13 protein-coding genes are annotated in these 13,774 nt (G+C 63.5%); 9 read left to right on the top strand and 4 right to left on the bottom strand.

All coding sequences use genetic code 11. The features are described from left to right. Positions 1–9: 9 nt before the first annotated feature. Together KQH55_RS01715 and icd are read right to left on the bottom strand one after the other, a co-directional pair. Positions 10–378, bottom strand: coding sequence for a DUF2946 domain-containing protein (locus KQH55_RS01715; RefSeq protein WP_076785386.1), 369 nt, complete (start codon positions 376–378; stop codon positions 10–12). Between the two features lie 370 nt (positions 379–748). After that, entirely contained in the window at positions 749–2,002 is a 1,254-nt protein-coding gene (gene icd, locus KQH55_RS01710) for an NADP-dependent isocitrate dehydrogenase (RefSeq protein WP_076797366.1), read from the bottom strand. A gap of 326 nt (positions 2,003–2,328) precedes the next feature. Between icd and KQH55_RS01705 the strand changes: the two genes are divergently transcribed. The 5 genes from KQH55_RS01705 to mdtD all read left to right on the top strand — a co-directional run bounded on the left by KQH55_RS01705 (position 2,329) and on the right by mdtD (position 8,080). Then, complete coding sequence (locus KQH55_RS01705; protein WP_076785388.1) at positions 2,329–2,898, top strand: pseudouridine synthase; 570 nt, start codon at positions 2,329–2,331, stop codon at positions 2,896–2,898. 321 nt (positions 2,899–3,219) lie between these two features. Beyond that, complete coding sequence (locus tag KQH55_RS01700; protein ID WP_076785390.1) at positions 3,220–3,405, top strand: hypothetical protein; 186 nt, start codon at positions 3,220–3,222, stop codon at positions 3,403–3,405. A gap of 244 nt (positions 3,406–3,649) precedes the next feature. Continuing rightward, entirely contained in the window at positions 3,650–4,144 is a 495-nt protein-coding gene (locus KQH55_RS01695; RefSeq protein ID WP_076787385.1) for a DUF192 domain-containing protein, read from the top strand. Between the two features lie 223 nt (positions 4,145–4,367). Then, on the top strand, positions 4,368–6,479 hold the full coding sequence (gene fusA / locus KQH55_RS01690) for an elongation factor G (protein ID WP_076797365.1): 2,112 nt from the start codon (positions 4,368–4,370) through the stop codon (positions 6,477–6,479). A 152-nt stretch (positions 6,480–6,631) separates the two neighbouring features. Further along, positions 6,632–8,080 (top strand): multidrug transporter subunit MdtD, encoded by a 1,449-nt coding sequence (mdtD, locus tag KQH55_RS01685; protein WP_235090086.1) that lies wholly within the window; start codon positions 6,632–6,634, stop codon positions 8,078–8,080. 156 nt (positions 8,081–8,236) lie between these two features. Here mdtD and sodB read toward each other — a convergent pair whose 3' ends face one another. Together sodB and xseA are read right to left on the bottom strand one after the other, a co-directional pair. Continuing rightward, entirely contained in the window at positions 8,237–8,821 is a 585-nt protein-coding gene (gene sodB / locus KQH55_RS01680; RefSeq protein ID WP_076785393.1) for a superoxide dismutase [Fe], read from the bottom strand. Positions 8,822–9,023: 202 nt separating this feature from the next. Beyond that, positions 9,024–10,400 carry an exodeoxyribonuclease VII large subunit gene (gene xseA / locus KQH55_RS01675; RefSeq protein WP_235090085.1) on the bottom strand — a complete coding sequence of 459 codons (1,377 nt, stop codon included), beginning with the start codon at positions 10,398–10,400 and terminating at the stop codon, positions 9,024–9,026. A 414-nt stretch (positions 10,401–10,814) separates the two neighbouring features. Here xseA and lpxK point away from each other — a divergent pair, with 414 nt between their 5' ends. The 4 genes from lpxK (at position 10,815) to adk (ending at position 13,698) form a co-directional block, all read left to right on the top strand. Beyond that, positions 10,815–11,846 carry a tetraacyldisaccharide 4'-kinase gene (gene lpxK / locus KQH55_RS01670; RefSeq protein WP_373566346.1) on the top strand — a complete coding sequence of 344 codons (1,032 nt, stop codon included), beginning with the start codon at positions 10,815–10,817 and terminating at the stop codon, positions 11,844–11,846. Then, the gene (locus KQH55_RS01665) at positions 11,827–12,021 is read left to right on the top strand and encodes a Trm112 family protein (RefSeq protein WP_076785396.1); all 195 of its coding nucleotides are present in this window, start codon (positions 11,827–11,829) and stop codon (positions 12,019–12,021) included. The genes lpxK and KQH55_RS01665 overlap by 20 nt, the downstream gene beginning before the upstream one ends. 4 nt (positions 12,022–12,025) lie before the next feature. Next, complete coding sequence (kdsB, locus tag KQH55_RS01660; RefSeq protein WP_235090083.1) at positions 12,026–12,841, top strand: 3-deoxy-manno-octulosonate cytidylyltransferase; 816 nt, start codon at positions 12,026–12,028, stop codon at positions 12,839–12,841. 194 nt (positions 12,842–13,035) lie between these two features. Continuing rightward, complete coding sequence (adk, locus tag KQH55_RS01655; RefSeq protein WP_076785398.1) at positions 13,036–13,698, top strand: adenylate kinase; 663 nt, start codon at positions 13,036–13,038, stop codon at positions 13,696–13,698. The last annotated feature ends 76 nt before the right edge of the window (positions 13,699–13,774 follow it).

The following is a 13,774-nucleotide window of genomic DNA, read 5'->3' as shown; positions in this document are numbered from 1 at the left end:
GAACAGCCGTCAAACCGCGCCCGGAGGAGCCCGCGGGTAGGAAACAAGATGCCGCAACGCGGGCCGGGGTACGCCATCAATCACCGGCAGCGCGGCCGCACGCTGGCACTGCAGCATGAGCGTCGCGACCTGTGGTGCGCCGATTGCCGGACTGTGGGCGAGCAAGCTGCAATAGCCGCATGCATCCAGGTGCCCACCCACGTACGCCGCTCCGTGGGCCGGGGCCCGTTCGCCCATCGTGGCCGCACTGCATAGTACCGTGTCGATGCCGCCCCTAGCGTGGCTGAGCCACTGCGAGGCGAGCGGCATCGCGACGATCAGCCAGATCGCCGTCAGGCCGAGCCAGGCGGTCAGTTTTCGGGTGCGACGATCGGACATCGGACAACAGCGACACAAGCGTCGCAGACGCGACGGTGAAGAACGGACCGGTCGGCATTATCCGTCGCCCACGCCATTCTTTCAATTAAGTTTCAGCCACCGCCATGGATCAGTGGCGAATTGCCACAGCCCGCCATGCCTTCGGTGCCACGCCGTGAAAGGCTGGCGAATGACCGGCGCCACACCGTGAAAGGTCGACGCGAATGGCTGGCGCTATACCGTGACGGGCCGACGCGAATGGTTGGCGCTGCGCCGTGAAAGGCCGATGAATGGTCGGCGCAGCGCCGACGTAAAAACCCCCTGTGGCACATCACCTGCGCCACAGGGGTCCTGTCTTCCGGCGCGATACGCCGGCCCGTGCGAAGTGCCGTTACATATTTTCGATCAATACCTGACCGAAGCCGGAGCACGATACCTGCGTCGCACCTTCCATCAGGCGCGCGAAGTCATACGTAACGCGCTTTTGCAAGATCGACTTCTCCATCGCGGAAATGATCACGTCAGCCGCGTCGGTCCAGCCCAGGTGGCGCAGCATCATCTCGGCCGACAGGATTTCCGAACCCGGGTTCACGTAGTCCTTGCCAGCGTATTTCGGCGCGGTCCCGTGGGTCGCCTCGAACATCGCCACCGAATCCGACAGGTTGGCGCCCGGCGCGATGCCGATGCCGCCGACCTGCGCCGCTAACGCGTCCGAAATGTAGTCGCCGTTCAAATTCAACGTCGCGATCACGTCGTATTCGGCCGGACGCAGCAAGATTTGCTGCAGGAACGCGTCGGCGATCACATCCTTGATCACGATCTCGGCACCGCTCTTCGGATGCTTGATCTTCATCCACGGGCCACCGTCGATCAGCTCCGCGCCGAACTCCTTCTGGGCGAGCGCATAGCCGAAGTCGCGGAACGCGCCTTCGGTGAACTTCATGATGTTGCCCTTGTGCACCAGCGTGACCGACTTGCGGTTATTGTCGATCGCGTACTGGATGGCCTTGCGCACCAGCCGCTCCGTGCCTTCGCGCGACACCGGCTTGATGCCGATCCCTGATGTTTCCGGGAAACGGATCTTCTTGACACCCATTTCCTCACGCAGGAACTGGATCACCTTCTTGGCCTGCTCAGACTGGGCGGCCCATTCGATGCCCGCATAGATATCTTCCGAATTCTCGCGGAAGATCACCATGTTGGTCTTCTCGGGCTCGCGCACCGGCGAAGGTACGCCCTTGAAATACTGCACCGGACGCAGGCACACGTACAGGTCCAACTCCTGGCGCAGCGCCACGTTCAGCGAGCGGATGCCGCCGCCAACCGGCGTGGTCAGCGGCCCCTTGATCGAGACGACGTACTCCTTCAGGATCTGCAGCGTTTCTTCCGGAAGCCACACATCCGGCCCGTAGACTTTGGTCGCCTTTTCGCCAGCGAAGATCTCCATCCATGCGATCTTCTTCTTGCCGCCATAGGCCTTCTCGACCGCCGCGTCGACCACCTTGATCATCACCGGCGTAATGTCGAAGCCGATGCCATCGCCTTCGATGTACGGAATGATCGGCTGATCCGGGACGTTGAGCGAAAAGTCCGGGTTAACGGTGATCTTCTCACCGGCCGGAACCTTGATGTGCTGATACGGCATGTTCGACTCCAATGGTATGGACAGGCTGAAAGTATGCTGCGCGGCGACGCGCCAACATGCGCTATTCCTGCGTCGACTGCTAAGGCAACTCGCGGCGGCTCACCCGAGACTCGCGGGTCGCGGGTCGCGGGTCGCGGGTCGCGGGTCGCGGGTCGCGGGTCGCGGGTCGCTCGTAGCGAAGCACTATTCTAGCGCGCCGGCAAGACATCACGGCGTCGCAGCAATAGCCTTACTCTTATATAAGACACAAGACTAGTGTTTCGTATTATGCGCTAATATTCCGCCATTTGCCATAGGAAACGGGTCCTGGCGCCCGCGCATCGCCCATGCGACTGATTGCATTGAACAAACCATATGGCACGATTTGCCAGTTCTCCGCCCACGAGACGCGCGCATCGCTGGCCACATGGGTCGACGTGCCCGATGTCTATCCGGCAGGCCGGCTCGATGCGGACAGCGAGGGCCTGCTATTGCTGACCGACGACGGCGCGCTGCAGGCGCGCATCGCCGAGCCACGTCACAAGCTGATCAAGCGCTACTGGGCACAACTGGACGGCGCTGCACCCGCTTCGGCACTGGCCGCCCTGGAGCGCGGCGTAGACCTTGGGGACTACGTGAGCCGGCCCTGTCGCGCCCGTTTCATCGAGCCGCCCGCCGGCCTGTGGCAGCGCGATCCGCCGGTACGCTATCGCGCCGCGATTCCGACCACGTGGATCGAGTTGGCCCTTAGCGAGGGCCGTAATCGCCAAGTGCGACGAATGACCGCAGCGGTAGGCTTTCCGACGTTGCGCCTGATTCGCGTCGGTATCGGCGCGCTAGATGTGTTCGCGCTCGGCCTGGCGCCCGGCCAATGGCGCGCGCTGCCGCCGTCGGCGCCGTGGCACGGCACGCGCTGACGCGCACATTGTGCCACCTGCCCCTGGCGCTGCCCTCGCACCGAACTCTGCCCTGTGCCGCTTGCCGGCATCGGTTTTCATCAATTCGCAAAAAGCGCGTCAACCGGACCAACCGGCACCGCGTTATTGCTCCGGATGCCGCACAACGCATGCGCCGGCATCGGCCGACGTCGCCACCCCGCCGAACGCAGGGTGACACGAACGCAGCGGGCCCGAGCGAATTGTCGAACGGACCTGTCAACCGAAAGGTGGATCCCGCGTTGATTGACATGACTCATCAAAGCGGGTCATTGGTTAATTAACTAAGTTTGAGGAAACAACATGAACAAACTGATCGCTGCCCTCATCGCTGGCCTGTTCGCCACCGCTGCTTTCGCGCAATCGTCGGCTCCGGAAGTCGCCTCGGCCCCGGCTGCTGCTTCGAAGACCGAAGCGCACAAGAAGGCTCACAAGTCGCACAAGAAGGCAGTGAAGAAGGCTGCTGCTTCGGAAGCAGCTTCGAACTAAGGTTTTCGTCTCCCCAAACGACAAGAACGACGCTGCACTGCCGTTGCGACGGCATTCAAAGGCAGGTTGCCGCAAGGCGATCTGCCTTTTTGTTGACCTGTACTGCCCAGCGATTCGCGTAACATGCGCGTATTCACATTATGAGGAGTCTGCCGTGGTTGTTCCGGTGCGATCCGCGCTGCCTGTGTCCCGCCTGTTCCGCGTGCCCGCCCGGCGAGCGCGCCGCGCCTCACCGCAGCTTTGCATCGGTACCTCAAGGCCAGCGCCGCTGGCCCGTGTCGTCGCCACCCTGGTGGTCGGCGTCACGCTCGCGCTGGCTGCGTGCGGCGCGCTGGCGCAGCCGCTGCCGGGCGCACTGAAGCGCCCCGAACCATTGCCGCGTGCCTCGTTGACGATCGGCATGTACGTGGTTGACGCAGCTATTGCCGCGAACCCGGCCGATCGCGAGCAAGGACTGATGTTCCGCCAGTCGCTGGCGCCGAACGAAGGCATGTTGTTCGTCTTCGACGAAAACGCAGTCCATTGTTTCTGGATGAAAAATACGCCGTTGCCGCTGTCGATCGCCTTCATCCGCGCCGATGGCACGATCACGGATCTGGACGAGATGCAGGCGCAAACCCAAGATAACCACTGTCCGACCCACAATGGTGTCTACGCGCTCGAGATGAGCAAGGGGTGGTTCGCCTCAAAGGGCATCAAGCCGGGCATGCGCGTGCTCGGCTTGCCGCCCGCGCCCTGATCGCGTCCCACGACCGCGACGCCCGACCCGCTGCCCGCCCAACCCGCCCATCAGGCAACGCGTTTGCTCATCGGATCAAGCAAAACAGCCCGCGCAGCGCTATCCTATATCTCTTAGCGTGCGCGCTATTGAGCGCCCGCTCAGGCCGTTTTTCCCGGTTTGTCGGGCGGACGCGGTGTCCGATGCCTGCCGGACCGGCCATCCCATCGCGAAGGAGATTCAAGTGGCCCGCAAAACTCCCATCGAGCGCTACCGGAACATAGGCATCAGCGCTCATATTGACGCCGGCAAGACGACGACCACCGAGCGCATTCTCTTCTACACCGGCGTGAGCCACAAGATGGGTGAAGTGCACGAGGGCGCCGCGACGATGGACTGGATGGAGCAAGAGCAGGAACGCGGCATCACCATCACGTCAGCGGCGACCACGGCGTTCTGGAAAGGCATGGCGGGCAACTACCCGGAACACCGGATCAATATTATCGACACCCCCGGGCACGTGGACTTCACGATCGAGGTCGAACGCTCGATGCGCGTGCTCGATGGCGCATGCATGGTGTACGACTCGGTCGGCGGTGTTCAGCCGCAATCGGAAACGGTGTGGCGCCAGGCTAATAAGTACAAAGTACCGCGCATCGCGTTCGTCAATAAAATGGACCGTGTCGGCGCGGACTTTTTCCGCGTGCAGCGGCAGATCAGCGAACGGCTGCGCGGCGTCGCGGTGCCGATCCAGATTCCGATCGGCGCGGAAGACCATTTCCAGGGCGTCATCGATCTGGTCAAAATGAAGGCGATTATTTGGGACGAGGACAGTCTCGGTGTGAAATTCGAGTACCGGGACATCCCGGCCGATCTGGCCAAGCTCGCGCAAGAATGGCACGACAAGATGGTCGAGGCAGCAGCGGAAGCCAGCGAGGCGCTGCTCGAAAAATACCTCAACGACCATCATTCGCTGACCGAACAAGAGATTAAGGATGCACTGCGCAAGCGCACGATCGCCAATGAGATCGTGCCGATGCTATGCGGCAGTGCGTTCAAGAATAAAGGCGTGCAGGCAATGCTCGACGCGGTCATCGATTACCTACCCTCACCGGTCGACGTGCCGGCGATCCTCGGCCACACGCCGGACGACGAACAGGCCGAGCGGCATCCGGCCGACAACGAGCCGTTCTCCGCGCTGGCGTTTAAAATTATGACGGACCCGTTCGTCGGCCAGCTGATCTTCTTCCGCGTGTACTCAGGGGTCGTCAACTCGGGCGACACCGTGCTCAATTCGACCAAAAACAAGCGGGAGCGGATCGGCCGTATCCTACAAATGCACGCGAACGAGCGAACCGAGATCAAGGAGGTGCGCGCCGGCGACATCGCCGCCGCAGTCGGCCTGAAAGAGGCGACCACCGGCGATACGCTGTGCGACCCGAACAACGTAATCATCTTGGAGCGGATGATCTTCCCGGAGCCGGTGATCTCGCAGGCCGTCGAGCCGAAGACAAAGGCTGACCAGGAAAAGATGGGTATCGCATTGAACCGCCTCGCGCAAGAGGATCCGTCGTTCCGTGTCAAGACCGACGAGGAGTCAGGCCAGACGATCATCTCTGGCATGGGCGAGTTGCACCTGGAAATCCTGGTCGATCGGATGAGGCGCGAATTCAACGTCGAGGCGACGGTTGGCAAGCCCCAGGTGGCCTATCGCGAGACGGTACGCAACGCGGTGCAGGACGTCGAGGGTAAGTTCGTCAAGCAGTCCGGCGGCCGCGGCCAATACGGGCACGCGGTGATCACACTGGAGCCGCAGCCGCACGGCAAGGGCTATGAATTCGTCGATGCGATCAAGGGCGGCGTGATTCCGCGCGAGTTCATCCCGGCAGTGGACCGGGGCATTCGTGAAGCCATGCAGGCCGGCGTGCTGGCGGGCTATCCAGTCGTGGACATCAAAGTGACGCTGACGTTCGGCTCATACCACGACGTAGACTCGAACGAAAACGCGTTCCGAATGGCCGGCTCGATCGCGTTCAAGGAAGGCATGCGGCGCGCGCGGCCCGTGCTGCTCGAGCCGATGGTGGCGGTCGAGGTCGAAACGCCAGAGGATTTCATGGGCAACGTAATGGGCGATTTGTCCAGCCGCCGCGGTATCGTCCAGGGCATGGAGGACCTCGCGGGGGGAGGCGGCAAGGTGGTGCGCGCCGAAGTGCCGCTGGCCGAAATGTTCGGCTATTCGACCACGTTGCGCTCGCTAACACAGGGGCGCGCGACCTATACGATGGAGTTCAAGCACTACGCGGAAAGTCCGCAGAATGTCGCCGACGCTGTCATCAACGCGAAGTCGGCACGCTGAGCCCTGCCCCCCATGACGCATGCCCCTGTCCGCGCCGCGGCGCTGTCGGGCATGCTGCGCGCCGCGGCGTGCGGCCCGCTGCGGCGCCATGCGAGCGCCGGACCAAAGCCGTCTAAAATAGCGGCTTGTGTTGCGAAACCGTCCGATTGCCCATGTCCGGATCCTCGTCCCGGCCCATCCGCCACACCGTTACACCGGAGCGCAAGCTAACCATCATGCTGTGGCTGGTCGCGACGGGATTCTTCATGCAGGCGCTAGACACGACGATCGTCAATACCGCGCTGCCGGCCATGGCACACAGCCTCGGCGAATCGGCATTGCGGATGCAGTCCGTGGTGATTGCGTACTCGCTGACGATGGCGTTGATGATTCCGATTTCTGGCTTCTTGGCCGACCGATTCGGCACGCGACGCGTGTTCTTTAGCGCCATCCTCGTTTTTACCCTCGGCTCACTAATGTGCGCGAACGCGTCGGCCCTGTGGCAACTCGTCGCCTCGCGTGTGGTGCAGGGGATAGGCGGTGCGATGCTGCTGCCCGTCGGACGGCTTGCCGTGCTGCGCAGCTTTCCACGCGAGCGCTACCTGCCAGCCCTGAGCTTTGTGGCGATTCCCGGACTGGTCGGGCCATTGATCGGGCCAACGCTAGGCGGCTGGCTGACCGACGTCGCGTCATGGCATTGGATATTCTTGATCAACGTGCCGGTCGGCCTGGCGGGCTGCATCGCGACGGCGCTGTTCATGCTCGGTGAACCGCTGGACAAAGTCGGGCGCTTCGACGTGAAGGGCTACTTGTTGCTCGCCGTGGCCATGCTGGCATTGACGCTGGCATTGGACGGGCTGGCCGAGTTGCGGCTGACGCACGCGCTCGTGCTGATATTGCTGGTGCTGGCCTTCGCGTGCCTGTCGGCGTACGGACTGCACGCGACGCGTAGCCCGCACCCACTGTTCTCGCTCGAGTTGTTCCGTATTCACACGTTCAGCGTCGGCCTGCTGGGTAATCTATTTGCGCGCATCGGCAGCGGCGCGATGCCCTATCTGTTGCCGCTGCTGCTGCAGGTGAGCCTCGGCTACGCGCCGTTTCATGCGGGTCTAATGATGCTGCCAGTGGCCGCGGCCGGCATGGTGTCCAAGCGCATTGTCACGGCGTTGATCATGCGCCACGGCTACCGCCACGTGCTACTGACTAACACCGTCCTGCTCGGGGCAACCATGGCCAGCTTTGCACTGATGTCGCCGGATCAACCGCTGTGGGTCCGGCTCGTACAACTGGCGATCTTCGGCGGCGTGAATTCGATGCAATTTACCGCGATGAATACGTTGACGCTGAAAGACCTTGGACGTGAAGGGGCAAGCAGCGGCAACAGCTTGTTTTCCCTTGTGCAAATGCTGTCGATGAGCCTGGGGGTCACCATCGCCGGCGCGCTGCTCGCCACATTCACGGCGCTGTTCGGACACATCGCGCCATCGCAGACGCTGCCGGCATTTCATGCGACATTCGTCTGCATCAGCGTGATCACCGCGTTATCCGCGTGGATCTTCGGACAGTTAGCGCCGGACGTGCGCAGCACGGGAAGGCACGATAGCGATGCCAGGACCCTCTGAGCAGCACACTGCAGATTGGCGGGGTGACCGCATCGATTGCGGTACAGGTGGCGGGACACCTAATGGTGCTGTGTGCGGGCATCGACTGGAATGGCGCGTCGCTCGCGTAGGAGCGACGCGTTGCGGGTACGCGCACGGCGATGCCGCGCGCGAGCTTCACACGCCGAAGTTCTTGGCGGCGAAATCCCAGTTCACGACGTTCCAGAACGCCTCGACAAACTTCGGACGTGCGTTGCGATAGTCGATGTAATACGCATGCTCCCAGACGTCCAACGTCAGTAGCGGCGTGGCGTCGGTCGTCAACGGCGTAGCGGCGTTGCTGGTCGAGACGATGTCCAGCGAGCCATCGGCCTTCTTCACGAGCCAGGCCCAGCCCGAGCCGAACGTGCCGACCGCCACCTTTGTGAAAGCTTCCTTGAATGCGTCGTACGAGCCCCACTTCGCGTTAATCGCGTCACCGAGCTTGCCGGTCGGCGCGCCGCCGCCCTGCGGCGACAGACTGTTCCAGAAAAATGTGTGGTTCCACACTTGTGCTGCGTTGTTAAAGATGCCGCCCGACGATTTCTTGACGATCTCTTCCAGCGACAGGTTCTCGAACGCCGTACCCGGGATCAGGTTGTTCAGGTTCGTCACATAGGCCTGGTGGTGTTTGCCGTAGTGGAATTCCAGCGTCTCTTCCGAGATGTGCGGAGCCAGCGCATTCTTCGCGAACGGCAGGGGGGGGAGTGTATGTTGTGCCATCGTGCAAACTTCCTTTATAACGGATTGGGGACCAGGGAGAGTCATGCTGCCGAGCATTCGATTCTAGGTGAGTTGGAATAACCTCGCAAATCGTCGGCCCTTTATGCGCAGCATTGCTTTGCTTGTTCCTATAAATGAGTCAGAACTGCTCGGCAGTGCGCGATCCTGCGCGACAGCCAGCGCCGATATCGCCAACGCCGCCCTAGAATTCCTCATCCAGGCGAGGCTGTACTTGCGCAATGCCGAGATCCGCGCTGCCGTGCGCGAGGTGCACCGTTACGCGGCGACCGGGTTTGAGCGCGTCCGGCGCGCGCACCGCCGCGCCGCTGTGTGGGTCGATCAGCGCCGCATAACCGCGCTCAAGCGTGCGCCGCGGACTGAGCAACTCGGTGCGAGCGGCCAGCTCGGATACCTGCGCGCGTCGACGCTCGTGCTGCCTGCGCAGTGCATCGCCCAGGCGCTGCTCGAGCCGCTGCACACGTTCGGCCGCCCGCTCCATGTCGGGTCGACTGCGCCGCCAGCGCAACTGAACCATCGTCAGCTGCGCGCGCGCATCCCGCACCGGACGCGCGCCGGCCGAGCACAACCGCAGCGACAGTTGCCGCAGGTGCTGGCGCTGCCTGGCGATCCGCTCGGATGGACTCACAAGCCGGCGCGCGAGCCAGTCCAACTGCTGCGCGCGCCGCTCCATCATCCGGCCGAAGCCACGCGCCAGCGCCGCGTGGCGCTGGTCCAACTCGCGCAATAACACGGCGCGCTGTTCACTGACCAGTTCCGCTGCCGCCGTCGGCGTCGGCGCGCGGACATCAGCGGCGAAGTCGGCAATCGTGAAATCGGTTTCGTGCCCGACGCCGGACACGATCGGCAACACACTAGAGGCGATTGCCCGCGCGAGCGATTCGTCGTTGAACGCCCACAAGTCCTCGATCGAACCACCGCCGCGGCACACGATCAGCACATCGACTTCGGCACGGCGGTTGGCCGTGCCGATCATCGCCGCGACGCGCGCGGCCGCCTCAGCGCCCTGCACCGGCGCCGGGTAGACGATGACCGGCACATGCGGGGCGCGCCGCGCAAGCGTGGTCAACACGTCGCGCAGCGCCGCAGCTTGCAGCGACGTGACGATACCGATGGTGCGCGGGTGCGACGGCAACGCGCGCTTGCGCTCAGCGGCGAACAGACCCTCGGCCTCAAGCTGCGCTTTCAGCTTCAGAAACGCTTCGTACAGTCGGCCTTGCCCGGTGCGTCGGACCGCCTCCACGTTCAGTTGCAACTCGCCGCGCGGCTCGTACATCGTCACCGTGGCGCGAACCTCGATCCGGTCGCCCTCGCGCGGCGTAAACTGTGCATATTGGGCACGGCCACGGAACATCACGCAACGAATCTGCGCACAATCGTCCTTGATCGAGAAATACCAATGGCCGCTGGCTGCCCGCGTAAAGTTCGAGACTTCGCCGGCGATCCAGGCGAGCGCAAACGCACGCTCGAGCAGGGTGCCGATCGCGCGATTCAAGGCGGACACGGAAATCACCGCGTCGCCGCCGACAAAGGGGGCCGAGGGAGAAAATTCTGCTGTCATCGGGCGGTATTGGGGAACGGGAGGCTCCGCTACGGCCCGGCGGGGCCGCAGCTGTCCACACAGTCGATTCTACCGGTCTTTGCGCCGCACCGGCCGGCCGTCTCCGTGCGGCAGCGTCAAACCTTTGCCACGCAAGACTTTGCACACTGCCCCAGTTGGCAGCAAATCACTGAAAAACTTTTCGCCCCATGGGCTTACCGGCGATAACCTCGAGATTCCCACAAAGTTATCCACAATAATTGGGGATAGTATGCCGGCATCGAACCCATTATGGACAAATGATCAGCGTCCCCGTGCGGGCATCGGTCCGGTCTGGCCTTTCAGCCGGCTTGCCGCGCACGCCTGTGCCACGTTAGAGTTGTGGCCTGCCGTGCCGTTGTCCGACGCCCTACCCCATTTGCGTACCACCGCGCCATGCTTATGCCACTGTCCCGTGCCATCATCGCCCGTTTCGAGCCTATGTTCTCGCGTGAATGGCAGCGCCGTGGCGTGCTCGCGTACACGCTATGGCCCTTGTCTCAGTTGTTTGCCGCCGTCTGCGCGCTGCGCCGGCTCGCGTATGCGCGCGGCTGGTGCAAGACGTGGCGCATCAGCGTACCGGTCGTGGTGGTGGGCAACGTGACGGTCGGCGGCACCGGCAAGACGCCAACCGTCATTGCGCTGATCGAGGCGTTGCGCGATGCAGGCTTCACGCCTGGCGTGGTGTCGCGCGGCTATGGCGCGCGCATCGTGCGGCCCACCGCAGTCAGCCCCGCGGCGTCGCCTGCGCTGGCGGGCGATGAGCCGCTGCTGATCGCCCGCCGCACCGGGGTGCCCGTGTGGGTCTGCCCGGACCGAGTCGCGGCCGCCAGCGCGCTGGTGCAAGCCCATTGGGAAGTGGATGTCATCGTCAGCGACGACGGCCTGCAACACTATCGGCTCGCGCGCGACGTCGAGCTGGTGGTTTTCGATCACCGGCTAGGGGGCAACGGGTTCCTGCTGCCCGCCGGGCCGCTGCGCGAACCGCTGAGTCGCGTCCGCGACGCAACGTTGATCAACAACCCTGACGGGCGCAGTCTGCCGCCGTGGCCGTCGACTTTCGCGCTGACGCTGCAGCCCGCCGACGCCTGGCACCTGGATAATCCACACCTGCGCCGGCCGCTAGCGCAGTTCGCCGGCGAGCGTGTGCTGGCCGCTGCCGGCATCGGCGCACCGGAGCGTTTCTTCGCGACACTGCGTGCGAGCGGCCTTGTGCCCGCGACACGCGCGCTGCCCGACCACTATCCTTTCGATGAGAACCCGTTCGTGACCGATACAGCCGATGCGATCCTGATCACCGAAAAGGATGCGGTAAAATGCACGGCTTGGCGTGACTCACGTCTATGGGCGGTGCCCGTCGACGCCACGCTCGACCCTCGCCTAATTGCGCTCGTTGTGGAGAAACTTCGTGGACGCTCGCCTGCTTGAAATCCTCGTCTGCCCGCTGTGCAAGGGGCCTCTGCACCATGATCGCAACGCGCAGGAGCTCATTTGCCATGCCGACAAGCTCGCGTATCCGATCCGCGACGGCATTCCAGTGATGTTGGTCGATGAGGCACGCCAGACGGTCGAAGGCACGCCGGTCGAGCCCGCCAGCAACTGATCCGATGCACGCCGCCGTTCCATTCATCGTCGTCGTTCCGGCCCGCCTCGCGTCCACCCGTCTGCCGGGCAAGCCGCTCGCCGACCTAGCCGGCAAACCCATGGTGGTACGCGTGGCCGAGCAGGCCCGCGCGTCAGGCGCGAGCCGCGTGTTGATCGCCACCGACGCCGAAGTCGTGCTCAATGCGTGCCGAGCGCATGGCATCGAGGCACTGCTGACCCGCACCGACCATTCGACCGGCACCGACCGGCTGGCCGAAGTGGTCCACACATGCCGCCTGCCGGACGACGCGCTGGTGGTCAATGTGCAAGGCGATGAACCACTGATCGAGCCGCGGCTAGTCGCCGGCGTCGCCGCGCACCTGGCCGCCAATCCCGATTGTGCGATTGCCACCGCCGCCCATCCGATCGCCGAGCCGGCAGAGGTCTTCAATCCGAACATTGTGAAGGTGGTCCTCGATGCCCGCGGTATCGCATTGTATTTTTCCCGCGCGCCGATCCCGTGGTCCCGCGATGCGTATCAGCCGCAATGGAGCCCGGAGGATGGCACGGCGCCCGTGGTCGACATCGCGCGGCTGCCGGCGCCAAGTATTGCGGTGCATCGTCACATCGGCCTATACGCATACCGGGCTGGCTTCCTGCGCCGCTACCCCGAGCTTTCGCAGGCGCCGGTCGAAATCGCCGAGGCACTCGAGCAACTGCGGGCGGTGTGGCATGGGGAACGGATCACGGTGTTGCTGACGCCACACGTGCCGTCGCCCGGTGTCGACACGCCGGCGGACCTAGAGCGAGTTCGCGCGATTCTCGCCCAACGAGGCTGAGGATCGCGCGCCGCGTGGCATAATCGGACGCTTATGCTACGCCCCCAATAGCGACAGGCGGCATGTACGGCGCCCATTGGCGACGAGTTGTCCGCCGCGCTACGCACCGTGCGTCAGGCTACAGTCAGATTCGCGTGCGACGCTGATGGCCTGCCCGCTCACAGCATTCACAAGCAATCTCGGAGATAATCATCATGCGTTTGATCCTGTTAGGCGCCCCTGGCGCGGGCAAGGGCACCCAGGCAAACTTCATCAAGGACAAGTTTGCAATCCCGCAAATTTCGACCGGTGACATGCTGCGCGCGGCCGTGAAGGCTGGCACGCCGCTCGGCGTGGAGGCCAAGCGCTACATGGACGCGGGCGAGCTCGTTCCGGATACGCTGATCATCGGACTCGTCAAGGAACGGCTTCAGCAGGCCGATTGCAAGAACGGCTACCTGTTTGACGGCTTTCCGCGTACGATCCCGCAGGCCGACGCGATGAAGCAGGCTGGCGTGGCGATCGACTACGTGCTGGAGATTGACGTACCGTTTGACGAGATCATCGAGCGCATGAGCGGGCGCCGCACGCACCCGACATCGGGACGCACATATCACATCAAGTTCAATCCGCCGAAGGTCGACATGGTCGACGACGTGACCGGCGAGCCCCTGATTCAGCGCGACGACGACAAGGAAGAAACAGTCCGCAAGCGCCTGGACGTCTACGTCGCGCAAACGTGCCCGTTGATCGACTACTATATGCAATGGGCGCAGCGCGGTGACGAGAATGGACTGCAGGCCCCCCGATACCGGAAAATCTCCGGGCTCGGCACCGTTGACGAGATCCGCCAACGCGTGTTCGACGCACTGCAGTAACCGGCACAGAACGGCGCGATCCAAGACACAACGATCCAGGACATAACGATCTAGGATCGCCACGATCGTGGCGCCG

The sequence above is a fragment of the Mycetohabitans sp. B3 genome (genome assembly GCF_021498065.1).
GTDB lineage: Bacteria > Pseudomonadota > Gammaproteobacteria > Burkholderiales > Burkholderiaceae > Mycetohabitans.
Note: the sequence above shows the minus strand (reverse complement) of the source record. Positions and strands in the feature narration are given on the sequence as shown.

Bases quoted from the DNA above. Each gene is read 5' to 3' on its own strand.
- KQH55_RS01715 (WP_076785386.1), bottom strand. From the start codon at position 378: ATGTCCGATCGTCGCACCCGAAAACTGACCGCCTGGCTCGGCCTGACG.
- icd (WP_076797366.1), bottom strand. From the start codon at position 2,002: ATGCCGTATCAGCACATCAAGGTTCCGGCCGGTGAGAAGATCACCGTT.
- KQH55_RS01705 (WP_076785388.1), top strand. From the start codon at position 2,329: ATGCGACTGATTGCATTGAACAAACCATATGGCACGATTTGCCAGTTC.
- KQH55_RS01700 (WP_076785390.1), top strand. From the start codon at position 3,220: ATGAACAAACTGATCGCTGCCCTCATCGCTGGCCTGTTCGCCACCGCT.
- mdtD (WP_235090086.1), top strand. From the start codon at position 6,632: ATGTCCGGATCCTCGTCCCGGCCCATCCGCCACACCGTTACACCGGAG.
- sodB (WP_076785393.1), bottom strand. From the start codon at position 8,821: ATGGCACAACATACACTCCCCCCCCTGCCGTTCGCGAAGAATGCGCTG.
- xseA (WP_235090085.1), bottom strand. From the start codon at position 10,400: ATGACAGCAGAATTTTCTCCCTCGGCCCCCTTTGTCGGCGGCGACGCG.
- lpxK (WP_373566346.1), top strand. From the start codon at position 10,815: ATGCTTATGCCACTGTCCCGTGCCATCATCGCCCGTTTCGAGCCTATG.
- kdsB (WP_235090083.1), top strand. From the start codon at position 12,026: ATGCACGCCGCCGTTCCATTCATCGTCGTCGTTCCGGCCCGCCTCGCG.
- adk (WP_076785398.1), top strand. From the start codon at position 13,036: ATGCGTTTGATCCTGTTAGGCGCCCCTGGCGCGGGCAAGGGCACCCAG.